The following is a 20,128-nucleotide window of genomic DNA, read 5'->3' as shown; positions in this document are numbered from 1 at the left end:
GCCCCACACACCCCTGCCAACAGCACGACCCACCCGGCAGGAGCACCCCAATGACCGCACCAGCCCCACCCAGCCCGACCCGGCTCGGTCCTGCCGATCTGCTTTCCCTTGGCGCGCACGGAATGCGCACCCGCCCACTGCGCGCGATGCTGTCCGCGCTCGGCATCGCCATCGGGGTCGCGGCGATGGTCGCCGTGCTGGCCATTCCGGCGTCGGCGGACCAGGCACTCCAGGACAAACTCGCCGCGATGGGCACCAATCTGCTCCGCGCCGAGGCCGGGCAGACGCTCATGGGCGGTTCGGCGAAGCTGCCCGACTCGGCGGTCCCGATGGTGCGGCGGATCGCGCCGGTCGAGGGGGCGGTGGAGGTCGGCAAGGTCAACGCCAAGGTGTACCGCAACGACCGGGTCGGCAAGGACGATTCGGCGGGCGTTTCGGTGTTCGCCGCGCGGCCGGATCTGCTGCCGGTGCTCGGCGGGAAGGTCCGGACCGGGACCTTCCTCGACTCGGCGAACCAGCGCTTCCCGGCGGTCGTGCTCGGCTCGGAAGCGGCGTCCAGGCTCGGCATCGACCACCTCGATCCGGCGCGGCCGCCGCAGGTCCTGATCGGTTCGGCGTGGTTCAGCGTCGTCGGGATTCTCGCGCCGATGCCGCTCGCGCCGGAGGTCGAACGGTCGGTGCTGATCGGCTGGGACGTCGCCAAGCAGGTCTTCGGCTTCGACGGCCATCCGAGCACGGTGTACCTGCGCGCGCGGGAATCGCAGGTCAACGCGGTCCGCTCGGTGCTCGCCGCGACGATCAACCCGGCCGCGCCGAACGAGGTGGCGGTCGAGCGGCCGTCCGACGCGCTCGCCGCGCAGCAGCTGACGAAAAACACCTACGGCGCGCTCTTCCTCGGCCTCGGTGGGGTGGCGCTGCTGGTCGGCGGCGTCGGCGTGGCGAACACAATGGTGATCTCGGTGCTGGAGCGCCGGCGCGAGATCGGGTTGCGCCGCGCGCTCGGGGCGACCAGAGGTCAGGTCCGCGGACAGTTCCTCGCCGAATCGGTGCTGCTGTCCGGGTTGGGCGGGCTCGTCGGGGTGGTGCTCGGGGTCGGCGCGACCGCCGGGTACGCGCTCAGCCAGGGCTGGCCCGCGGTGCTGCCGCCGGTCGCGCTCGCCGGCGGGGTGGCGGTTTCGGCCGCGGTCGGCGCGATCGCCGGGGCGTATCCGGCGATGCGGGCCGCGCGGCTTCCCCCTGCTCAGGCGCTCGCCTGAGCCCGGGTCGGCCCGCGGGACCGGATCGCGTGAACGCCACCCGGTCGTGCGGGCAATTACCAACGCTGGACTCCCGTCTAGTGCTATCGTGCAACTAAGGTTACAAGCACTAACGTTCGATTAAGTCCTTAACTGTTGCTGAGGTACCGCAGGCACTACCGCGCCCGGGCAGCGCGGGGGATCGACCTCGCGCACTGGATCGCGGATCCTCGGCTCAGCGGAGGATGCAGCGCGGAACGACTGGTCTGTGAGCTGACATGAGCGCATTGCCCGAACGAGTGGCGATCATCGCCAACGACCCGATCAGCGGCGAAGGAGCCGCCGCCTACCTGCGCGGCACGCCCCGGTACGCCGTGATGGCTCCCAGCGAGGTCCCGCGCGCGGACGTCCTGCTCGTGATCGTGCCGGAGGTCCGCGAGAAAACCCTGGCCGACCTGGCGCGGATCCGCCGGACCGCGCTCGTCGCGGACGTGCGCGCGGTGCTGGTCGCGGACCGGATCGAGAAGGCCGAACTGGGCAGGCTCGGCGGATTCGGCCTGTCCGCGGTGCTGTACCGCGGTTCCGCGACGCGCGAGAAGATCCTCGAAGCGCTGGCCGCCCGCGTGCCGGCGGCCGAGCCGGAAGACGTCCGCGCGACCCGGTTGACGAACGAGTTCCACACCAGCGAGGGCGAGGCCAGGTACCCGCGCGGCTTCCTCGACCGGCACCGGCTGCAGAGCCGCGAGGTGGAGATCCTCGGCCTGCTCGCGGACGGTTTCGGCACGGTCGAAATCGCCGACCGGATGGCGTATTCGGAGCGGACGATCAAGAACATCATCAGCACGCTGCTGGTGCGGTTCGATCTGCGGAACCGCTCGCACGCGGTCGCGTACGCCCTGCGGACGGGCATCATCTGAACGCCCCTCAGATCGCGCCGTTCCGGAGCGCGTAGGCGACCGCGTGCGTCCGGTTGCGCAACTCGAGACGCTGCGACAGATCGTGGATCACCTTCTTCACCGCGCGTTCGGAGAAGTTGATTTTCTCCGCGGTTTCCGCCGTGTCGAGGCCTTCGGCCAGCAGCTGCAACACGTCGATTTCCCGTTGCGTCAGGCCGGAACTGTGCTTCGGCCGCGGTTCGATCGGCCGGCGGAAATGGCTGAGCAGCGTGCCCAGCGCCGCCGGGGGCAGGATCCCGCCGCCGCGCGAAGCGGTCAGCACCGCGGCGGCCAGCTGCTCGCTCGACGTGCGCTCGCGATTCAGCAGGGCGACCACGTTGCACTCCACCGCGGTCAGCACCGCCGAACCAGCCGCCTGCTCGTCGACTAGCAGCACCACCGGAGCGTCCACAGTGGCCTTGAGCCCGCGCAACGCCGACGTCACCTCCACCGACAGCAGCTCGGCCGCGACGATGATCACGTCCACCTCGTCAGTCACGACGGAAAACTCCGGCCGCGCCTGCAGCCAGCTCCGGATCCCGTTGTCGGTAAGGGGATCCGAGGCTCGAATGAGCACCCGGACCGCTGTCTCGTGCACCGCCGTCCCGTTCATCCCCGCTCCCCCTGCCCTCCCGGTCGCCCGAACCTAAGGCCCCGGCGGGACGACCGGCGATCCCGCGCGGGGTACAGATCAGGTACAGCCAGCTGTACCGCCCATGGTCCCGCGATACTGGAGCGGACGAAAGGACGCCGATGGCACGGACGGGACGCCGCCCCGGGCAGACCGAAACGCGGGAGGCCATTCTGGCCGCCGCGCGGGACCTGTTCGGGCAGAACGGGTATGAGGGCGCGACGATCCGCGCGATCGCCGCGGAGGCGGGCGTGAATCCCGCGCTCGTGCACCATTTCTTCGGCAGCAAGGACCAGGTTTTCGCGACCGCGCTGCACCTTCCGGCCGACCCCGGCGTCGTCGTGGCCGCGATCCTCGACGGCCCTCGCTCCGAGGTGGGCGAACGGCTCGTCCGGCTGTTCCTCACCCTCTGGGAAACCCCCGCTTCGCGCGACGCGTTCTTCGGCGTGCTGCGTTCGGTCTCCACCACCGAACAGGCCGCGGACATGCTGCGCGGCTTCATCCAGGGCGCGCTGCTGGACAAGATCGCCGACGCGCTCGACATCCCGCCGCTGCGGGTCACCGGCATCGCCGCGCAGCTCGTCGGGCTCGCGATGGTCCGGTACGTCGTGCAGGTCGAGCCGCTCGCGCGGGCCGCGCACGAGGACGTGGTCGGGTTGATCGCTCCTGCTGTGCAGCAGTACGTCGACCAGGCCTGATCCGCGCTCCCCTTCCGCCCTCCCCGGCCTTGACACCGAAATTCCGCGCGCGCAGAATTAACCGCATGATTAATTCCGCGGTGGTCATCGACGGCCTGCGGGTCGTCCGCAGTGGCCGGGAGGTACTGCGCGACGTGAGCTTCCGCGTCGAGCCCGGTTCGGTGACCGGGTTGCTCGGGCCGAGCGGCTGCGGGAAGACCACGTTGATGCGCGCGGTCGTCGGCGTGCAGGTGACCCACGGCGGCACCGTCACGGTGCTCGGCGAACCGGCAGGCAGCCGTCGGTTGCGCAAGCGGATCGGGTACGCCACGCAGGCGCCAGCGGTCTACGCCGACCTCACGGTCACCGAATCCCTGCGTTACTTCGCCTCCGTGCTGGGCGCGCCGTCCCGGTCGGTGCCCGAGGCGATCGAACAGGTCGGCCTCGGTTCGCACGCCGACGCGCTGGTCGGGCGGCTTTCCGGCGGCCAGCGCAGCCGGGCGAGCCTCGCCGTCGCGCTGCTCGGCACGCCTGAACTGCTCGTGCTCGACGAACCGACCGTCGGACTGGATCCGTTGCTGCGCGAGCATTTGTGGAACGTTTTCCATCGGCTCGCCGCCGAGGGCACCACGCTTCTGGTGTCCAGTCACGTCATGGACGAAGCCGCCCGCTGCACCCGGTTGCTGCTGATGCGCGACGGCGCGCTGCTCGCCGACGATTCGCCGGACGCCCTGCGCGCGGCCACCGGCGAACAAGACCTCGAACGCGCGTTCCTGCACCTGGTGAAGGCCCAGCGATGACCGTCTCGATCACTCTCGCCACCACGCGCCGCATCCTCGCCCAGCTGCGGCACGATCCGCGCACCGTCGTGATGCTCGTTCTCGTGCCGACGCTGCTGATGGTGTTGCTGCGCTTCGTGTTCAACTCGGCCGAGACGTTCAGCCGGATCGCGCCCGCGCTGCTCGGCGTGTTCCCGTTCGTGATCATGTTCCTGATCGCGTCGATCACGACCCTGCGCGAACGCACCGCGGGCACCCTGGAGCGGCTGATGACGCTCCCGCTGGGGAAATTCGACCTGCTCGCCGGGTACGCGCTGGCGTTCGGGCTGGTCGCGGTGCTGCAGGTGGCGGTCGCGACGGCGGTCAGCCTGTGGTGGCTGGGGCTGTCGGTGGCCGGTTCGGTGTGGTCGCTGCTGCTGATCACCGTGCTCGACGCGTTGCTCGGCATGGCGCTGGGCCTGTTCGTGAGCGCGTTCGCGACGAGCGAGTTCCAGGCCGTGCAGTTCATGCCGCTGTTCGTGCTGCCGCAAACGTTGCTGTGCGGGCTTTTCCAGCCGCGCGACCAGATGGGCTGGGTGCTGCACTGGCTGTCCGACGTGATGCCGCTGTCCTACGCCGTCGAAGCGCTTACGCAGGTGACGCACAGCGCGGACTGGACGATGACGCTGACCCGCAACATCCTCGTCGTGCTCGGCTGCGCGGTACTGGCACTAGGTCTCGGAGCGGCGACGCTGCGCCGTCGTACGCCTTAGAGCCGCCTCGTAAGCCGCGCGGTTGCGGTTGAGCCATTTCTCGAAGTACTGATCGGACTGCGCGTAGACATATCCCGGCGGCACGAACAAAACGGCGAAGACCACGAAGGTGCCGAGCCCGATAATCACCAGTTTCAGCAAGGCGTCCGGCGGGTTTCTGGACATAAAGGACAGTCCACATACGACAGCGGCTAAACAGCCCATCCCCGCTGCGGCAAAGAAAGCGCCCCACACATTCCCCGGCGTACGACCAGCAGGCGGACGCGAATCCGGGTTCAACGCACGTTCGGTCGCGGGCCTGCCCCGCCAGATCAAAACTCCGCCGAGCCACAGCACCGCGAAGAAAACGCCGCCGCCCGCCAGGCTGAATCCTCCGGCCGCGGAATGAGCCAGCACCCCGACCAGAATCCCGCTGACACCGAAAAGCCCGGCGAGGCTGGCCGTCATCACCCGGTAGACCCGCCGGGTGGTGACGATCGCCTGCAGCCGCGTCGTGTAGTCGCGCAGCCGTTGCTCGGGAGTGTCCGCGACCGCGCGAACCTGATACCCGCTCACGGCTTCCGGACGAAACCGGCCGCGCGGAGCCTCTCGGTCTCGCGGATGTCGAGGTGCGCGCGCACCCCGCTCCCCACCGTGGTGTCCCCGTTCAGCACCCCGAGCGCGATGATCACGAACCCGAGCGTGCGGATCAGCATCGCCCAGCCCGCCTTCCAGAGCCCGATTCGGCCGCCGTCGCGGAGCCGGACCAAGCGGATGCCGTTGAACAGCGCGCCGAGGCCGCGGCCGTTGCCGTAGAACCAGCCGTACAGCAGCGGTACCACGATCAGCCCCGCCAAGCCGATCACGCTCGCCCCGACGGCGGCGTCGAAGGCGTTCGACTTGAAGTAGTACGCCACCGCCGCGCCCGCCGACAGACCGGTGACCAGGAGGAAGTCGACCAGCCACGCCCAGAGCGTGGAAGCGGTGCGCGCCTCGACGTACAGGTCGCCGTTCTCGAACGCACGAATCCGCGCCGCCGCGCCCTTGCCGAGGACGGGTTCGGCCTGCGCGCGGAGGCGGGCCATGACGTCTTGCTCAGTCTTCACGCCACACTGACGCCGCGCGCGAGCCGCGGGTTCCCCTGGCGAACGTAAATCACCCTTGGCTCAGGCGAAGCTGTAGTCCTCCAGCGGGAACCGCGCCGCCTCGCGGTGGGCGCTGATCGTCGATGTCGGCCGGAGCAGGGTCGCCTCGCCGTGCTGGTTGAAGTAGTAGCTGTTGGCCGTCGCGCACTGGCCGAGGGCGAACACCGAGTGCCCGACCTTGTGCTTCATCCGGCCGAGGAACTCGTCGTTCGCCCGCTGGGTCACCTCGAACACGTCCGAGCCCCGGGCGCGCATCCCCTTGAACAGCCGGTCGATGTGCTTCATCTGGCATTCGATGGTCGTGAAGTACGAGAGCCCGCTGTAGGAATACGGGCTGTTGAGCGAAACCAGGTTCGGGAACCCGGGCACGGTCACGCCCTCGTACGCCTGGAACCGGTTGTCACGCCACCACTTCCCGAGGTTCTTGCCGTCGCGGCCGATGATCTCGATCGCCGGGAAGTTCACGTCCCACAGGTTGAAGCCGGTGGCCAGCACGAGCGTGTCGATCTCGGTGCGCTTGCCGTCCGCGGTGACGATCCCGGTTTCGTCGATCCGCTCGATGCTCGTCGTTTCGAGGTGCACGTGCGGGCGGGTGAAGGCCGGGAAGTAGTCGTTGGAGAACGTCGGCCGTTTGCAGCCGAAGGAGTAGTCCGGCGTCAGCTTGCGGCGCAGTTCGGGGTCGCGGACCTGGCGGTACAGATGCGCGCGGCACCAGCGTTCGGCGATCCGGTTGGCGCCGCGGAACTGCCGGTACTGCACCACGCCGGAGATCATCATCAGTTCCAGCACCGAACTGCCCGCCAGCCGCACCGCGCGCTGTACCAGCGGCAGCTTCGCGAACGCCTGCTGCAGCGGTTTCGGCACGGCGTAGTCCGGCTTCGGGCTGACCCAGATCGGCGTGCGCTGGTACACCGTCAGTTCCGCGGCGACCTTGGCGATCTCCGGGATGAGCTGGACGGCCGTCGCGCCGGTGCCGATCACCGCGGCGCGTTTGCCCGCCAGGTCGTAGCTGTCGTCCCACTTCGTGGTGTGGATGACCTTGCCCGCGAACCGGTCGATGCCCTCGATGTCCGGCATCTTCGGCTGCGACAGGAAGCCGGTGGCGGTGAGCAGGTACTTCGCGGTGACCGTCTCGCCGCCTTCGATGCTGACCCGCCAGTTGGAGCCGTCCCAGGTCGCGCCGGTCACGACTGTGCCGAAGCGCATCGAGGCACGCAGACCGTACTTGTCGGCGACGTGCTCGGCGTACTTCTTCAGCTCCGCGCCCGGCGCGAACAGCCGTGACCAGTACGGATTGGGTTCGAACGAGTAGGAGTAGGTGGACGACGGGATGTCGACGGCCAGCCCCGGGTACCGGTTCACGTGCCAGGTCCCGCCGAGGTCGTCCTCGCGATCGAGAATCAGCAGGTCGCGGTAGCCGAGGCGGCGGAGCTGGATGGCCGCCCCCATGCCGCCGAAGCCCGCGCCGACGATGACTGCGTCGTACTGCGCGTCCATGTCCGACCTCTCGTCCGGAACTACTTGTCAGTAACGGAACGGTATGTCACTTCGCCGGACTTGGCAATACACTGCAGTGCGTGACAGCCCAGGAGAGCCCCCGCACCACCCGAGCCGAGCGCAAGAAGCAGGAACTGCGCCGCGAGATCATCGACGCGGCGTTCGATTGCTTCGCCGACCTCGGCTACCACGCCACCGGGATCTCCGACATCGCCACGAAGCTCGGCATCGGGCACGGCACCTTCTACCGCTACTTCCAGAACAAGCGCGACATCGTCGACCACGTCATCGACGACCTGGTCGCCCGCATCGTCACCGCGCTCACCGCGGAAAACGCACCGGACGCGGTGTCTACTTTGGACGCCTACCGCGAGCAGACCGCCCGGATCGGCGACGCGCTGGCGCAGATCTTCGGCGAGGACCCGCGCGTGCCGCGGCTGCTGCTGTTCGAGGCCGCCGGTATCGACAAAGCGATGGCGGCGCGCGTACTCGACTTCTTCGAGCTGGCCACGGAACTGACCGCGGCGTATCTGTCGCACGGCGTGGAGCTCGGCTACCTGCGCGCGGATCTCGACATCGAGAACAGCGCGCGGGCGATCAACGGCATGATCCTGGCGTCGGCGATCGCTTCGCTGCGCAACCCGGACCCCGAAGAGCAGCGCCGGGTGAGCGAGGCCGTGCGGCGGATGATGTACGACGGGATCGCGGCTAGGCGAGAGTGATCTCGGTCAGCTTGTCGGGGTTGCGCACGAAACACAGCGTCGACACACCGGCATCGCCCGCGCGGACGGTGACTGTGGTCGTCGCCTTGCCGTCCTGCAGGAAGACCGCACCGGGGCCGCCGTTGATGATCGCGGGCACGATCGTCACCTCCTCCATCGTGGAGATTCCGATGAGGAACTGCGCGATCCGGTCCCGGCCGAACAACGGCTTGCGCGCGGCAAGCACCTTGCCGCCGCCGTCCGAGTACAGCACCGCGTCCGGCGCGATCAACGCTGCCACCTTGTCGATCTCGCCGGACAGCACCGCCTCGGCGAGCGTCGCCAGCGCCTCGGCGTCGCGATTCCCCTGGTCTGGCAAGGAATCCCCGATCGCCGACGTCACCGCCCGTTGCGCGCGCGAGACGAGCTGACGGGCCGCCGCCGGGGTCGTCTCCAGCACCTCGGCGACCGACGGATAGTCGACGTCGAGCACCTTCCGCAAGACAAACGCCGCGGCCTGCTCCGGGGTCAACGTGCTGAGCACGAAGTCGAGCGCCTGGCCCAGACCGTCGCGATGCAGCACCTCCCATTCCGGCGAATCCCCCTCGACCACCGGATCCGGCAGCCAAGGACCGGGATAGTTCTCGCGCCGGCGCCGCTGCGCGCGGACCGCGTTGAGCGCCAGCCGCGAGACCATCACCGACAGAAACGCGTGCGGGGTGCGGACCGTCTCGAGGTCCACCCGGGACCAGGTTTCCCACGCGTCCTGCACGACGTCCTCCGCGTCGTACCGCGATCCGGTGATGTGGAAGGCGGCAGCGAGCATCGTCGGCCGATGCGCGGTGAAGACGTCGCCGTGGTCCATGCCGGCCAAGTCTAGGCGCCGGCCGGCCACGAGTACCGGCCCGCGCGATCCCGTTCCTGGCTCAGCCACCGCACGGTCATCCGACAGATCGTCTCCTTGACGAGCCCGCCTGCCCGCCCGTCGATCGCGATCGCGCGCTCGGTGTCGTCCGGGTGCAGGAACTGGACGCGTCCGCGTCCGCCGCCGAGGTCGGTGCACTGGAGCACATAGCCCATCCGGAACGGTTTGCCGGGCTGTCCTTCGCGGCGCGCGGTGATGACGTCGGCGACGTGCGCGCCCATCGGCAGCGCCGTCGCGCACGCGGCGCGGAAGGAGGTGTGCACGGCGTCGCCCGCGCCGAGGATGTTCGGGTGCCCGGGGACGGTGAGCTGCTCGTCCACCAGCAACCGGCCGAATTCGTCGACCGGCAGACCCGAATCGGCGGCGAGACTCGGCACGGTGAACCCGGTGGTGTCCACGACGAGCCCCTCGATCTCGGCCGGATCGACGCGTCGGCCGAGTTCGATCTCGACGCCTTGTTTGGCGAGAAACCGCAGGTGCGCCCGGATCGCGCGGCGGTCCGGGGCGGTGGAGACCAGCTTCACCGCGCGTCCGGCTTCGCGCAGCGCCCCGGCCAGCTCGACGCCGGTCAGGCCTGCGCCGACGATGGTGACCGGCGCGTCCGGTGCCTCGGCGAGTGCGGCGCGGAGCCGTTCGGTCTCCTCCTCGGAGACGATCCGGTAGGTGCCGTTGTGGACGCTGGTCCCGGATCCGACCGCGTAGACGAGGGTGTCGTAGGGCAGGTTCTCGCCGGAGGCGAGCTGGATCTTGTCTTCACCGATCTTCGTCACGGTGTCCTGGACGACCTCCACGGCCGGGTTCAGCACGGTCTCCAGGTCGAGCCGGGCGTTCTCCCGGAGACCGGTGGCCACGCGATGAAGCCGGATTCGCTCGACGAACCACGCGTTCGGCGTGACCAGCACCACTTCCTCGCCGCGCCCAGCGAGCCGGTTCGCGGCCATGACCCCGGCGTATCCCGCGCCGAGCACTGTCGTCGTCATGCTGTCCTCCTCCGCTTTCGGGGTTTTCAGCGGATGGACACCGGTCGCGGAAAATCTGTGACAGCTTCAGACGCGGCGAGACAGGTAGGTGCTGTTCGGGTCGTCCCGGTAGCTGCCGAACGGCGCGCACGGGGTGAAGCCCGCTCGCGCGTACAAGGCGCGGGCCGGGGCGAAGAAGTCCATGCTGCCGGTTTCCAGGGAGACGCGCTCGATGCCGCGGTCTTTGGCGTCCTGGAGCAGGTGGTCCAGGAGCGTGCGAGCGATGCCTTGCCCGCGCCGGGCGGGGTCGGTGCGCATGCTTTTCAGTTCCTCGTGCCGCGGCTCCAGCGTCGCCAGTGCGGCGGTGCCGACGAGCTGCCGGTCGTCCCGGACAGTCCAGAGCCGGACGTGGGGACGCTGGAGCGCGGCCAGGTCGAGGGCATGCCTGCTCTCGGCCGGGGAGGTGGGCGCGAGGTCGTCCAAGTGTGCCTGCAGGAACCGCCGAAGCTGCGGGTCCGCGAAGTCAGCACGCTCGATCAGCAGAGGCATTGCCCCAGACTGCCCTGCGGATGTTTCACCGCTGTTACCTCGCGCCCACCGCGTCAGAGCGCCAACCGCGGCCAGGAAGCCGTGTCGCGCAACAACTGCCGGTCGTGCGTGGCCACCACCACTGCCGCCGACGTCGAGTGCAGGGCGTCGGTCAGTTCGTCGACCAGCGTTGCCGGCAGGTGGTTCGTCGGCTCGTCCAGCAGCAGTACCTGCGGCCGCGCGGCCAGCACCAGCGCCAGATCCAGCCGCCGCCGGGCTCCGGTCGACAGTTCGGCGATCGGGCGGTGGCGGTCGTATCCACTGAGCAAGCCAAGGTCGGCCGAGCCCAGGAGCTCGGCCGCAGTCCGCCGGGCCGGCAGGGCGGATTCCTGGCCCAGCCAGCCGATCCGCACCGATCGGGCGCGCGTGACCGTGCCCGAGGTCGGCTCCAGCGTTCCGGCGAGCACCGCCAGCAGCGTCGACTTTCCGGCCCCGTTCCGGCCGGTGACGACGAGCCGGTCCGCGCCGCCGAGGGTCAGGTCGACCGGATGGTCCAGCCGTCCGGCGACGGTCACCCCGGCCGCTCGCAACGCGACGGTTCCTTGGTGCTGCGGCAGTTCCGGCATGGCGAACCGCGCGGGCGGCGGCGGAACAGCCACCACGTGCGCGTTCAACTCCTCCTGCCGCCGGTGCACGGCGCGAACCAGACCGGGTGCCCGGGTCGCGCGGGTGTGCTTGCCGTGGCCCTTTTCCGGACGCCAGTTGTCGCGCAATCGTTTCTGTGCGGCGGAAAGGTCGTCCGCGAGCCGCTGCCGTTCGGCGAGTTGCTCGGCGTGCAGCGCTTCCCAGCGAGCCCGTTCGGCTTGCCGGGCCTCGACGTACGCCGAATAGCCGCCGCCGTAGCCGCGCGGCCGACCGTCGCTCGACGGGTCGAGGTCCAGCACGGACGTGGCGACGTCGGCAAGCAACGCACGATCGTGGCTCACCAGCACGACCACGCCCGGGTACGCGCGCAGCCGTTCGGTGAGGTGCGCGAGACCGGACGCGTCGAGGTGGTTGGTCGGCTCGTCCAGCAACAGCACGGAATGTCCCGCGCCGAGCAGGCACGCCAGCCGGACCCGATGCCGCTGCCCGACCGACAACGTGCCGAGCGGGCGGCTCCGGTCGTCGACCGCGTTCAGCGCGGCCAGCGAGACCTCGACCCGCCGGTCCGCGTCCCACGCGTCGAGCGTTTCGGCGGTCGAGAGCGCGGCGGCGAACGCGTCGTCCGCGCCGGGTTGCCCTTCGGCGAGCGCGGTCGTCGCGGCTTCCAAACAGGCCAGCGCATTGCGCACGGCCGCCAGTTCGAGATCGATCAGATCGCCGACGGTTTCCCGGTCTCCCAAGGGAATCTGCTGGTCGGCAACACCGATCGGGCCCGCGCGGCGAACCTCGCCGCGGTCGACCGGCTGCGTCCCGGCGAGCACGCGCAACAAGGTGGTCTTGCCACGCCCGTTCTCGCCGACAATGGCGACCCGGTCGCCGGCCGCCGCGACCAGATCGACCCCGGCGAGCACCGGGCGGCCGCCGAAGGAGACGTGGACGTCGGACAGCCGGACATGCGCCGTGCGCACGAGCGCAGGCGAAAGCGGAGATGTCATGAGGGAAATGCCTCCGATGAAACGTGATCAGCAACAAGGACGAGGGCCGGTGCCGCGAACGCGCGCGGTACCGGTGGAGGCGGTGATCCCTCAGAGGTAGAGCTGGTGCTGTATCACGATCACCAGGGTAGGCGTCCGAGAGAAGGCGCGCATCCGAATTTCACGCCACGAGCGACGGGAGCTTCGCGGCGGTCTCCGGATCCGCGGGCAAGCAGGTGAACAGCTTCCGGCCGGTTTCGTCCATAGTGGACAGTTTCACGTAATCGAAGGCGAGCACCCCGGCCCGCGGATGGTCGAAAACGCGCCGGTTGCCGGTGAACGGCGCGACGTCGTGAGCGGCCCACCATTCGGCGAACTCCGGGCTCGCCTCGCGCAGCGCCCGCACCAGCTCAGCCGAACGCGCGTCCTCGGCCCGGGTCGCGGCGTCGGCGCGGTACTGCGCGAGGAGATTCCGGGCCTGACCGGGCCAGTCGACCAGCAGCGTGCGGATCCGCGGCACGGTGAACACCAGCCACAGCAGGTTCCGCTCGCCGTCGGGCAACAGCGCCGGATCGCCGATCAGCGCGGCCTCGGCACGGTTCCACGCCACGAAGTCCCAATGCGGGTCGAGCACGTACGCCGGGTTCGGGTCCAGTGCGTCGACCATGCCCTGCAGCATCAGCGGCGAGGACTCCGCGGGATGGTCTGGCGGCTCCTCGGCGAGAGCGAACAGATGCTGCCGTTCCGTGTCCGAAAGCCGCAGTTCCCTGGCGAGACTTGCCAGCACCTGCCTGCTGACAGTGATGTCCCGAGCCTGTTCAAGCCACGTGTACCAGGTGACGCTGACCCCGGCCAGCTGCGCAAGTTCCTCCCGGCGCAACCCCGGCGCGCGCCGCCGCGGCCCCGCCGGAAGACCGACCTCCGCCGGAGTGAGCCGATCGCGCCGCGAACGCAGGAAGTCCGCGAGAGCGCGCCGGCGCGATGCAGACGACATGCGTTCCTTTCCGGTCCTGGTAGTGGCGATACCAGCATATTCGCCCGCTACCCCCGCGTCCGGCCCGCTGCCGACGATCAAGCCATGCACTCCGTTTCCCCGCACTGGCGCGCGCTCGCGATCCTGCTGGCCGGCGTTTTCATGGCGGTGCTGGACACCTTCATCGTGTTTGTCGCCGCCCCCGCCATCCGGTCCGACCTCGGTGCCTCGCCCGCCGAGCTCCAGCTGCTGCTCACCGGTTACCAGCTCGCGTACGCCGTGGCACTCATCACGTTCGCCCGGCTCGGCGACCTCCGCGGCCGCAAACCGGTGTTCCTGGCCGGGCTGCTGCTGTTCACCGGGGCGTCGGCCGCGTGCGCCGCGGCTCCCGGCGCGGGATGGCTGGTCGCCGCGCGGTTCGTCCAGGGACTCGGTGCCGCGGCGATGTTCCCGCAGGTCCTCGCGATGATCCACGTCGTCGTGCCCGGCCCGCAGCGCCCGAAAGCGTTCGCCGTGCTCGGCGCGGTCATCGGACTGTCCGGCGTCACCGGCCAGCTGCTGGGCGGGATCCTCGTGACCGCGAACCTCTTCGGCAGCCCGTGGCGGGCGATCTTCTGGGTCAACGTCCCGATCGGACTGTTGACCCTCGCTCTCGCCGCCCGCTTCCTGCCGCGAACCCGGCCGAACGGCACCGCACGACTGGACCTCCGCGGCACCGCCGTGCTGACCGTCGCGCTCACCCTGCTCGTCCTGCCACTCATCACCGGCCGGGAAGCAGGCTGGCCGCTGTGGTCCTGGTGCAGCCTCGCCGGCGGTGCCGTCGCACTCGGAGTCTTCACGGCCGTCGAACGTCGAGTCCCCGCTCCGCTGGTTCGCCCCGGGCTGCTGCGGCAGCGCGAATTCAGTCTCGGAATGGGTCTCGTGCTGCTGACCTACGCCGGGATCAATTCGTTCTTTCTCGTGCTTTCCCTTGCCCTGCAAGACGGTCTGGGCCTCAGCCCGCTCGACGCCGCGCTCACGTACCTGCCGTTCGCCGCCGCCTTCCTCGCGTTGAGCCTGCTCGGCAGCCGGGTGCCCTTCGCGCCGATCCTCGGGGCTGCGACTGCCGGGCTCGGCTACGTCGTGCTGATCACGCTGTCGACCACTCCCTGGTCCTTCGCTCCCGCGCTCGCCTTGATCGGCGCAGGGCAGGGTTTGCTGGTCCCGCCGCTGTTGAACCACGTGCTGGCCGCTGTTCCCCGCGCCGACGCCGGGATGGCCTCCGGCGTGCTCGCGACTGGCCAGCAGATCGGCGGAGCGCTGGGAGTCGCGGTGATTGGCGCTGTTTACTACTCCGCTCTGCCCGGCTCGCCACTGCACGCACTCGCGCTGGCGTGCGGAGGGATTCTGGTGCTCACTGTCGGGGCGATACTCGTTCTCCGGATGCTGCCGCGCCGATGAAGGCACGCACCGCCAGCACGATCGGCACCGGCGACCCGGACTCGACGAACCGGTCGAACGACAGACCGGCGTCTAGCAACCCGTTCAACAGCTCGGCCAGCGGCCAGTGCGTCGTGCTGGGATTCTGGAGCACACCGTTGGCGCCGTACTCGTTCTCGGTTCCTGCAGCGCCGACGAACGCACAGAGCGCCAGCACGATCGGTGCACCAGCACCGAAACGACCGCGTCGACGCTGCGGTCCCGGATCGGCAACCGTGCGGCATCGGCCTGGGCGGTCGGCTGCCGGGCGCGCGCGTGTCGCAGCATCCCGCTGGACAGGTCGACCCCGAGCGGTGTCCAGCCCAGCTCCCGCACCAGGTCCGCGTGCACGCCGGTGCCGCAGCCGATTTCCAGGCACACCCCGCTGCCTTCGCCGAGAAGATCCCGCAGCGCGCTCGCCCCGGGGTTCACCGGCTGGGCGCGGAGAAACTCCTCCTCGTACCAGTCCGCGATCTCGTCATAGGCCGCCACCACTCCAGTGCACTACCGAATCGCCCCCGTCCGCCACCGATTACGCGTTCGGCGAAGAAACCTTGCGGGCACAGAGAATCGTGTCGTGCAATTCCCCGCCATGCACCTTCCGCGTCCGGTTCTCCGCGACCGTGATCTCCCACTGCCCAGGATCCAGACCGACGTCCTGGACGGTGATCGTCGACTCCGGCGGATGCATCTCCCCGTGGTGATGCCCGACCACCAGCAACGTCCCGCCCGGCGCGACCCACTCCTCGAGCCGCTCGAACAGCGGGCCCGCCGCGTGCACGTAGTGCGTGGCGACCAGGTCGAACTGCCCGTCCGGAGTCCATTTCAGCAGGTCAGCGCACACCCACTCGACCTCGCTCGACCGTTCGCGCGCGTGCCGCAGCACCTCCTCGGACAGGTCGACCGCCGTCACCTGCCATCCGTGCCCGGCGAGCCAGAGCGCCTCGTTCCCTTCGCCACAGCCAGCGTCCAGCGCGCGTCCCGGCGGCAGCTTCCCCGCTTCCTCGACCAGCTGCGGATGCGGTTCGAGCTGCGCGTGTCCGGCGGCACCATGCCAGTGCTCGTCCCAATAGGACTGATCGAATGCGTGCGGCACAACGGTTCCTTTCCTGAGGTTCCCGGTTCCACCTTGCAAACCCTCCGGCACGTCTGGCAAGGAAGCTTGCCAATCTGTCAAACTCGGGAAATGGACGACGACCGAGCCCTGGACGCAGTCGGCCCCCGGTTGCGCGAGCTGCGCCGGAAGCGGGACGTCACGCTGGCCGAACTGGCCGCGCAGACCGGCATCGCGGCCAGCACGCTGTCGCGACTGGAATCCGGCAACCGGCGGCCCACCCTGGAACAACTGCTGCCGCTGGCCCGCGCACACGGGGTGACCCTCGACGAACTGGTCGACGCCCCGCAAACCGGCGACCCGCGCATCCATCTTCGCCCGATCAGCTGTGCCGACGGCGTGACAATCCTGCCGCTCACGCGCCGTCCGGGCGGGATCCAGGCGTACAAATTCATCCTGCCCGGACGACGGAAAAAGCAGGAACCCGATCCCAGGACGCATGAGGGCTACGAGTGGACCTATGTCCTCAATGGACAGTTACGACTGGTGCTCGGCGAGCACGACATGACGCTTTCTCCGGGCGAGGCAGCGGAATTCGACACCCGGGTACCGCATTGGTTCGGCGCGGCGTCGGCGGAACCGGTGGAGTACTTGTGCCTGATCGGACGACAGGGGCAGCGCGCTCACGTGCGGGCCGCACCTAAGGCGTGACCGTGGCGGGCAGTCCGAAGGCCGGGAAATGCTCCGCGCCGAGGAAGGACGTGAGGTCGCAGATCCGATCGTCCCGCAGGGTCAGCACGGTGATCGACCACGCCTCGTGCGGAACAGTCGCCGAACCGCCGAGATAGAACGCGACGGCCGGTTGGGCGTTCGCGCTGGTCAGCCGGAAGCGCCAGCTCGGGCAGCGCGTCATCGGGACCTGGAAGGCGAACTCCGTTACGGCGGCGCGGCCGCGGTACCAGTGCGGCAGCGGCGGCATCGACCAGGTGACGTCCTCGGTCAGCAGGCTCACCAGACCGTCGACGTCGCCTTCGGCAAGAGCGGTCGCGAACCCGGTCGCCAGCTCTTGAAGGCGGGAGTCGCCGAGGATCTGCTGCTGAGTCCGGGCCGGAACGTGCGCCGCGATGGTCCGGCGGGCGCGGACCAGGGCGGAGTTCACCGAGGTCACGGACGTTTGCATCATCGTGGCGATCTCGGCGGCGGAGAAGCCGAGGACGTCGAACAGCAGCAGCGCCGCCCGCTGGTTGCCCGGCAGATGGTGGCACGCGGCGACGAAAGCCAGCTCGACCGCCTCGCGTTGTTCGTAGCTGGCCGCGGGGAAATCGGGGCAGGGGCCCAGCCAAGCCACGTCGGTACGCGGGGCGGAGTCGAAGATGACCTGGTCACTCGCCGGGCCCAGGTCGACCGGCAGTGCGCGGCGGCCGCGCTGCTCGATGAGATCCAAGCAGGTGCGCGTGGCGACTGTGTACAGCCAGGTGCGCAGCGCACTGCGGCCCTCGAACCCGAGCAGGCCGCGCCACGCTCGCAGCAACGCCTCCTGCACGGCGTCGTCGGCATCGTGGATCAAGCCGAGCATGCGGTAACAGTGCGAACGCAATTCCACCCGCAACGGGGCCACCGCCCGGGTGAACGCGGCTTCCGAAGAAAATTCCCCCACGACCGACGATTCTGCCGCATCCGGCCGGTCTCACCTGGCAACGACTACCGAGGAGACCTGGAATGACCGCCACTTGGCCGCAGATCCACGCCGAACGCGCCGCACTGGCCGACGATCTGTCCGACGCCGCATGGAGCACGCCTTCGCTGTGCGAGGGGCTCTCCGTCCGCGAGGTGCTGGCCCACCTCACTGCCGGCGCGTCGCTCACGCCGCTGCGCTGGATGGCGGGCGTGCTCCGCTGCCGGTTCGACTTCGATCGGCAGGTCGCGATGCGATTGGCCGAGCACCTCGGCGACAGCCCGGCCGACACGTTGGCCCGCTTCCGCCGGGTCGTCACCAGCACGACGAAACCGCCGCTGCCGGTCGTGGCGATGCTCGGCGAGACAGTCGTGCACGGCGAGGACATCCGCCGTCCGCTCGGCATCCGCCACGAGTATCCGATCGACACGCTCACCGCGGTGGCCCGCTACTACCTCGGCTCCGACCTCGTCGTGCTCGCCAAAGGACGCGTCCGCGGCCTCCGCCTCGAAGCAACCGACAGTGACTTTTCCGGCGGCTCGGGACCCCTCGTGTCGGGCCCGACACTCGCCCTGATCATGGCCATGACCGGCCGTTCCCGGTTCCTCGACGACCTGGACGGCGACGGGGTCGAGGTGCTGCGGCAGCGCTGACGGGCTTGCGCTCCATCGTCAAGCGTTCTATAACAGTGGAGACAGTTATAGAACTCTAAGGAGCCGCTCATGCGCACCCCACCCCAGGAAGGACGCTTCGGGGAGTACGGCGGGCGCTGGGTGCCGGAATCACTGGTGCCCGCCTGCCTCGAAGTCGCCGACGCGTTCGAGAAGGCCTGGGTCGACCCCGGTTTCCGCGAGCAGCTCCAGACGATGCTCGCCCGGCACGTCGGCAGGCCCACGCCGGTGACGCCCGCCGAACGGTTGTCCGCGGAACTCGGCGTGACCGTCGCACTCAAGCGGGAAGACCTCACGCACACCGGGTCGCACAAGATCAACAACGCGGTCGGCCAGGCGCTGCTCGCCAAGCGGATGGGCAAACAGCGGCTGATCGCCGAGACCGGCGCCGGGATGCACGGCGTCGCGACGGCCACCGCGGGTGCGCTGCTCGACCTGCCGGTCACGGTGTTCATGGGCGAACAGGACGTCGAACGCCAGTCGCACAACGTGTTCCGCATGCGCTACCTCGGCGCGGAGGTCGTCCCGGTCCGCTCGGGCAGCCGCACGCTCAAGGACGCGACCAGCGAGGCGATGCGGCACTGGGTCAGCTCGACCGAGGAGGCGCACTACTGCCTCGGCTCGGTCGTCGGACCGCATCCGTATCCGTGGATGGTGCGGGAATTCCAGCGCGTGATCGGCGACGAAGCCCGCGAACAGCACGGGACCGTGCCGGATTTCGTCGTCGCGTGCGTCGGCGGCGGATCCAACGCGGCGGGCACGTTCGCCGGATTCGCAGACACCAGCGCACGGCTGGTCGGAGTGGAAGCGATCGGCGGATCGGGCGCAACGTCCGGCCAGGCCGGGGTGCTGCACGGTTCACGGTCGCTGTTCCTCCAGGACGAGCACGGGCAGATTCTCGAAGCCCATTCGATCGCGGCCGGGCTGGACTATCCCGGTGTCGGACCCGAACACGCGCACCTGCGCGACCTCGGCCGGGCGCAGTACTTCGCGGTCAACGACGAAGCAGCTGTTGCCGCGGCCGCGCAATTGGCTCGCACCGAGGGAATCATCCCGGCCTTGGAATCCGCGCACGCGCTCGCCTGGGTGGCCGAAGCCGCTGGCACGCCGGATCTTCCGGCGGGTTCCACAGTGCTGCTCACCCTGTCCGGTCGTGGCGACAAGGACATCACCACGCTCATTGCCCGCGCCGAGGAGTCCCGCGCATGAAAACCGACCGCAAGATTCTGATGCCGTACATCACCGGCGGCGTTGCTCCACAGTGGACAGAATACCTTCCGGCGCTGGTCGAAGCCGGTGCGGACGCGATCGAGGTCGGCATCCCCTTCTCCGATCCGACTTTGGACGGCGTGACCATTCAGGAGGCGTCCAACGTCGCTCTCGCCAACGGAACGACTCCGCGCAGCGTCCTCAATGCACTGTCCGAGACCACAGTGGACGTTCCGGTCATCGTGAGCACCTACGCCAACTTGGCCGTCCGCAAGGGTTTCTGCGCCGAACTGAAAGAAGCCGGAGTCGACGGTTTGATCGTGCCGGATCTTCCGCTGGAGGAAGTACCCGCGATCGAGGAGGAAATCGACCTGGCGCTCCTGGTCTCCCCCGCGACGCCAGCCGACCGCGCACACGAGATCGCCGCGCGCAGCCGAGGTTTCGTCTACGCCGTCTCGTCGATGAGCACCACCGGCGAACGAGACCACCTCCCCGCTTCCGCGATCGACCTGGCGACCCGGCTGAAGAACGCCACCGACCTGCCGATCCTGGTCGGCTTCGGCATCTCCCAGCCAGCGCACGCCGCCGAGGCCGCCCGCGTGGCCGACGGCGTGATCGTGGGCGCGGCGATCATGCGACGGGTGCTCGACGGCGCCGGTCCGGCGGAGGTCGGCGAGTACGTCGCGACCATGCGGGCCGCGCTGGACTAGAATCCGCTGGTCCCCG

At 69.4% G+C, this 20,128-nt stretch carries 23 protein-coding genes; 11 read left to right on the top strand and 12 right to left on the bottom strand.

Annotated elements, in window-relative coordinates; all coding sequences use genetic code 11:
- Nucleotides 1-50: 50 nt before the first annotated feature.
- Nucleotides 51-1,256: an ABC transporter permease gene (locus tag PUT80_RS40095; protein ID WP_275295257.1), complete on the top strand. Its 1,206-nt coding sequence runs from the start codon at nt 51-53 to the stop codon at nt 1,254-1,256.
- A 257-nt stretch (nt 1,257-1,513) separates the two neighbouring features.
- Entirely contained in the window at nt 1,514-2,152 is a 639-nt protein-coding gene (locus PUT80_RS40090; protein WP_037816981.1) for a LuxR C-terminal-related transcriptional regulator, read from the top strand.
- A gap of 7 nt (nt 2,153-2,159) precedes the next feature.
- Here the strand turns inward: PUT80_RS40090 and PUT80_RS40085 are convergent, their stop codons facing one another.
- Nucleotides 2,160-2,783 (bottom strand): response regulator transcription factor, encoded by a 624-nt coding sequence (locus tag PUT80_RS40085; RefSeq protein ID WP_275295256.1) that lies wholly within the window; start codon nt 2,781-2,783, stop codon nt 2,160-2,162.
- Between the two features lie 140 nt (nt 2,784-2,923).
- Between PUT80_RS40085 and PUT80_RS40080 the strand changes: the two genes are divergently transcribed.
- From PUT80_RS40080 to PUT80_RS40070, 3 genes are all read left to right on the top strand, one after another.
- The gene (locus PUT80_RS40080; RefSeq protein ID WP_275295255.1) at nt 2,924-3,499 is read left to right on the top strand and encodes a TetR family transcriptional regulator; all 576 of its coding nucleotides are present in this window, start codon (nt 2,924-2,926) and stop codon (nt 3,497-3,499) included.
- A 65-nt stretch (nt 3,500-3,564) separates the two neighbouring features.
- Nucleotides 3,565-4,278, top strand: a complete 714-nt coding sequence (locus PUT80_RS40075; RefSeq protein ID WP_275295254.1) for an ABC transporter ATP-binding protein — start codon at nt 3,565-3,567, stop codon at nt 4,276-4,278.
- Nucleotides 4,275-5,009 carry an ABC transporter permease gene (locus PUT80_RS40070; protein ID WP_275295253.1) on the top strand — a complete coding sequence of 245 codons (735 nt, stop codon included), beginning with the start codon at nt 4,275-4,277 and terminating at the stop codon, nt 5,007-5,009. Before PUT80_RS40075 ends, PUT80_RS40070 begins: the two co-directional genes overlap by 4 nt.
- On the opposite strand, the gene PUT80_RS40065 is transcribed toward PUT80_RS40070, so the two are convergent.
- From PUT80_RS40065 to PUT80_RS40055, 3 genes are read right to left on the bottom strand one after another with little or no spacing between them, the layout of a single operon-like run.
- Complete coding sequence (locus PUT80_RS40065) at nt 4,968-5,564, bottom strand: hypothetical protein (protein ID WP_275295252.1); 597 nt, start codon at nt 5,562-5,564, stop codon at nt 4,968-4,970. The two genes, PUT80_RS40070 and PUT80_RS40065, sit on opposite strands and share 42 nt — an antisense overlap.
- On the bottom strand, nt 5,561-6,094 hold the full coding sequence (locus PUT80_RS40060; protein ID WP_275295251.1) for an RDD family protein: 534 nt from the start codon (nt 6,092-6,094) through the stop codon (nt 5,561-5,563). The genes PUT80_RS40065 and PUT80_RS40060 overlap by 4 nt, the downstream gene beginning before the upstream one ends.
- Nucleotides 6,095-6,154: 60 nt before the next feature.
- Nucleotides 6,155-7,630: an NAD(P)/FAD-dependent oxidoreductase gene (locus tag PUT80_RS40055; RefSeq protein WP_238604418.1), complete on the bottom strand. Its 1,476-nt coding sequence runs from the start codon at nt 7,628-7,630 to the stop codon at nt 6,155-6,157.
- 80 nt (nt 7,631-7,710) lie between these two features.
- Between PUT80_RS40055 and PUT80_RS40050 the strand changes: the two genes are divergently transcribed.
- Entirely contained in the window at nt 7,711-8,352 is a 642-nt protein-coding gene (locus tag PUT80_RS40050; RefSeq protein WP_037817003.1) for a TetR/AcrR family transcriptional regulator, read from the top strand.
- On the opposite strand, the gene PUT80_RS40045 is transcribed toward PUT80_RS40050, so the two are convergent.
- From PUT80_RS40045 to PUT80_RS40025, 5 genes are all read right to left on the bottom strand, one after another.
- Nucleotides 8,339-9,196, bottom strand: coding sequence for a sigma factor (locus PUT80_RS40045; protein ID WP_275295250.1), 858 nt, complete (start codon nt 9,194-9,196; stop codon nt 8,339-8,341). The genes PUT80_RS40050 and PUT80_RS40045 overlap by 14 nt on opposite strands.
- 11 nt (nt 9,197-9,207) lie before the next feature.
- Entirely contained in the window at nt 9,208-10,236 is a 1,029-nt protein-coding gene (locus tag PUT80_RS40040; protein ID WP_275295249.1) for an FAD-dependent oxidoreductase, read from the bottom strand.
- A gap of 66 nt (nt 10,237-10,302) precedes the next feature.
- The gene (locus PUT80_RS40035) at nt 10,303-10,764 is read right to left on the bottom strand and encodes a GNAT family N-acetyltransferase (RefSeq protein WP_275295248.1); all 462 of its coding nucleotides are present in this window, start codon (nt 10,762-10,764) and stop codon (nt 10,303-10,305) included.
- Between the two features lie 53 nt (nt 10,765-10,817).
- The gene (locus PUT80_RS40030) at nt 10,818-12,383 is read right to left on the bottom strand and encodes an ABC-F family ATP-binding cassette domain-containing protein (RefSeq protein WP_275295247.1); all 1,566 of its coding nucleotides are present in this window, start codon (nt 12,381-12,383) and stop codon (nt 10,818-10,820) included.
- 160 nt (nt 12,384-12,543) lie between these two features.
- Nucleotides 12,544-13,356, bottom strand: a complete 813-nt coding sequence (locus PUT80_RS40025) for a helix-turn-helix transcriptional regulator (RefSeq protein WP_275295246.1) — start codon at nt 13,354-13,356, stop codon at nt 12,544-12,546.
- 84 nt (nt 13,357-13,440) lie between these two features.
- On the opposite strand from PUT80_RS40025, the gene PUT80_RS40020 reads away from it, so the two are divergent.
- A complete protein-coding gene (locus tag PUT80_RS40020; protein ID WP_238604413.1) occupies nt 13,441-14,775 on the top strand; it encodes an MFS transporter in 1,335 nt (444 codons plus the stop codon).
- Between the two features lie 84 nt (nt 14,776-14,859).
- Here the strand turns inward: PUT80_RS40020 and PUT80_RS40015 are convergent, their stop codons facing one another.
- Both PUT80_RS40015 and PUT80_RS40010 read right to left on the bottom strand, forming a co-directional pair.
- Nucleotides 14,860-15,285 (bottom strand): class I SAM-dependent methyltransferase, encoded by a 426-nt coding sequence (locus PUT80_RS40015; protein WP_275295245.1) that lies wholly within the window; start codon nt 15,283-15,285, stop codon nt 14,860-14,862.
- 40 nt (nt 15,286-15,325) lie between these two features.
- Nucleotides 15,326-15,889, bottom strand: coding sequence for a class I SAM-dependent methyltransferase (locus PUT80_RS40010; protein ID WP_275295244.1), 564 nt, complete (start codon nt 15,887-15,889; stop codon nt 15,326-15,328).
- Nucleotides 15,890-15,979: 90 nt separating this feature from the next.
- Here PUT80_RS40010 and PUT80_RS40005 point away from each other — a divergent pair, with 90 nt between their 5' ends.
- Nucleotides 15,980-16,558: an XRE family transcriptional regulator gene (locus PUT80_RS40005; protein WP_275295243.1), complete on the top strand. Its 579-nt coding sequence runs from the start codon at nt 15,980-15,982 to the stop codon at nt 16,556-16,558.
- On the opposite strand, the gene PUT80_RS40000 is transcribed toward PUT80_RS40005, so the two are convergent.
- Nucleotides 16,548-17,504: a sigma-70 family RNA polymerase sigma factor gene (locus PUT80_RS40000; protein WP_275295242.1), complete on the bottom strand. Its 957-nt coding sequence runs from the start codon at nt 17,502-17,504 to the stop codon at nt 16,548-16,550. The two genes, PUT80_RS40005 and PUT80_RS40000, sit on opposite strands and share 11 nt — an antisense overlap.
- 62 nt (nt 17,505-17,566) lie before the next feature.
- On the opposite strand from PUT80_RS40000, the gene PUT80_RS39995 reads away from it, so the two are divergent.
- The 3 genes from PUT80_RS39995 (at nt 17,567) to trpA (ending at nt 20,112) form a co-directional block, all read left to right on the top strand.
- The gene (locus PUT80_RS39995; protein ID WP_275295241.1) at nt 17,567-18,175 is read left to right on the top strand and encodes a maleylpyruvate isomerase family mycothiol-dependent enzyme; all 609 of its coding nucleotides are present in this window, start codon (nt 17,567-17,569) and stop codon (nt 18,173-18,175) included.
- 69 nt (nt 18,176-18,244) lie between these two features.
- Nucleotides 18,245-19,402: a tryptophan synthase subunit beta gene (trpB, locus tag PUT80_RS39990; RefSeq protein ID WP_275295240.1), complete on the top strand. Its 1,158-nt coding sequence runs from the start codon at nt 18,245-18,247 to the stop codon at nt 19,400-19,402.
- A complete protein-coding gene (gene trpA / locus PUT80_RS39985; RefSeq protein WP_275295239.1) occupies nt 19,399-20,112 on the top strand; it encodes a tryptophan synthase subunit alpha in 714 nt (237 codons plus the stop codon). The genes trpB and trpA overlap by 4 nt, the downstream gene beginning before the upstream one ends.
- Nucleotides 20,113-20,128 lie beyond the last annotated feature (16 nt).

It is taken from the genome of Amycolatopsis sp. La24 (genome assembly GCF_029087445.1).
Lineage (GTDB): Bacteria > Actinomycetota > Actinomycetes > Mycobacteriales > Pseudonocardiaceae > Amycolatopsis > Amycolatopsis nivea.
Note: the sequence above shows the minus strand (reverse complement) of the source record. Positions and strands in the feature narration are given on the sequence as shown.

What these genes read in the sequence shown, in the direction of transcription:
- PUT80_RS40025 (WP_275295246.1), bottom strand. Translation starts at nt 13,356, where the DNA reads ATGTCGTCTGCATCGCGCCGGCGCGCTCTCGCGGACTTCCTGCGTTCG.
- PUT80_RS40040 (WP_275295249.1), bottom strand. Translation starts at nt 10,236, where the DNA reads ATGACGACGACAGTGCTCGGCGCGGGATACGCCGGGGTCATGGCCGCG.
- PUT80_RS40035 (WP_275295248.1), bottom strand. Translation starts at nt 10,764, where the DNA reads ATGCCTCTGCTGATCGAGCGTGCTGACTTCGCGGACCCGCAGCTTCGG.
- PUT80_RS40030 (WP_275295247.1), bottom strand. Translation starts at nt 12,383, where the DNA reads ATGACATCTCCGCTTTCGCCTGCGCTCGTGCGCACGGCGCATGTCCGG.
- PUT80_RS40005 (WP_275295243.1), top strand. Translation starts at nt 15,980, where the DNA reads ATGGACGACGACCGAGCCCTGGACGCAGTCGGCCCCCGGTTGCGCGAG.
- PUT80_RS39995 (WP_275295241.1), top strand. Translation starts at nt 17,567, where the DNA reads ATGACCGCCACTTGGCCGCAGATCCACGCCGAACGCGCCGCACTGGCC.
- PUT80_RS40085 (WP_275295256.1), bottom strand. Translation starts at nt 2,783, where the DNA reads ATGAACGGGACGGCGGTGCACGAGACAGCGGTCCGGGTGCTCATTCGA.
- PUT80_RS40020 (WP_238604413.1), top strand. Translation starts at nt 13,441, where the DNA reads ATGCACTCCGTTTCCCCGCACTGGCGCGCGCTCGCGATCCTGCTGGCC.
- trpA (WP_275295239.1), top strand. Translation starts at nt 19,399, where the DNA reads ATGAAAACCGACCGCAAGATTCTGATGCCGTACATCACCGGCGGCGTT.
- PUT80_RS40055 (WP_238604418.1), bottom strand. Translation starts at nt 7,630, where the DNA reads ATGGACGCGCAGTACGACGCAGTCATCGTCGGCGCGGGCTTCGGCGGC.
- PUT80_RS40070 (WP_275295253.1), top strand. Translation starts at nt 4,275, where the DNA reads ATGACCGTCTCGATCACTCTCGCCACCACGCGCCGCATCCTCGCCCAG.
- PUT80_RS40075 (WP_275295254.1), top strand. Translation starts at nt 3,565, where the DNA reads ATGATTAATTCCGCGGTGGTCATCGACGGCCTGCGGGTCGTCCGCAGT.
- PUT80_RS40095 (WP_275295257.1), top strand. Translation starts at nt 51, where the DNA reads ATGACCGCACCAGCCCCACCCAGCCCGACCCGGCTCGGTCCTGCCGAT.
- PUT80_RS40090 (WP_037816981.1), top strand. Translation starts at nt 1,514, where the DNA reads ATGAGCGCATTGCCCGAACGAGTGGCGATCATCGCCAACGACCCGATC.
- trpB (WP_275295240.1), top strand. Translation starts at nt 18,245, where the DNA reads ATGCGCACCCCACCCCAGGAAGGACGCTTCGGGGAGTACGGCGGGCGC.
- PUT80_RS40045 (WP_275295250.1), bottom strand. Translation starts at nt 9,196, where the DNA reads ATGGACCACGGCGACGTCTTCACCGCGCATCGGCCGACGATGCTCGCT.
- PUT80_RS40080 (WP_275295255.1), top strand. Translation starts at nt 2,924, where the DNA reads ATGGCACGGACGGGACGCCGCCCCGGGCAGACCGAAACGCGGGAGGCC.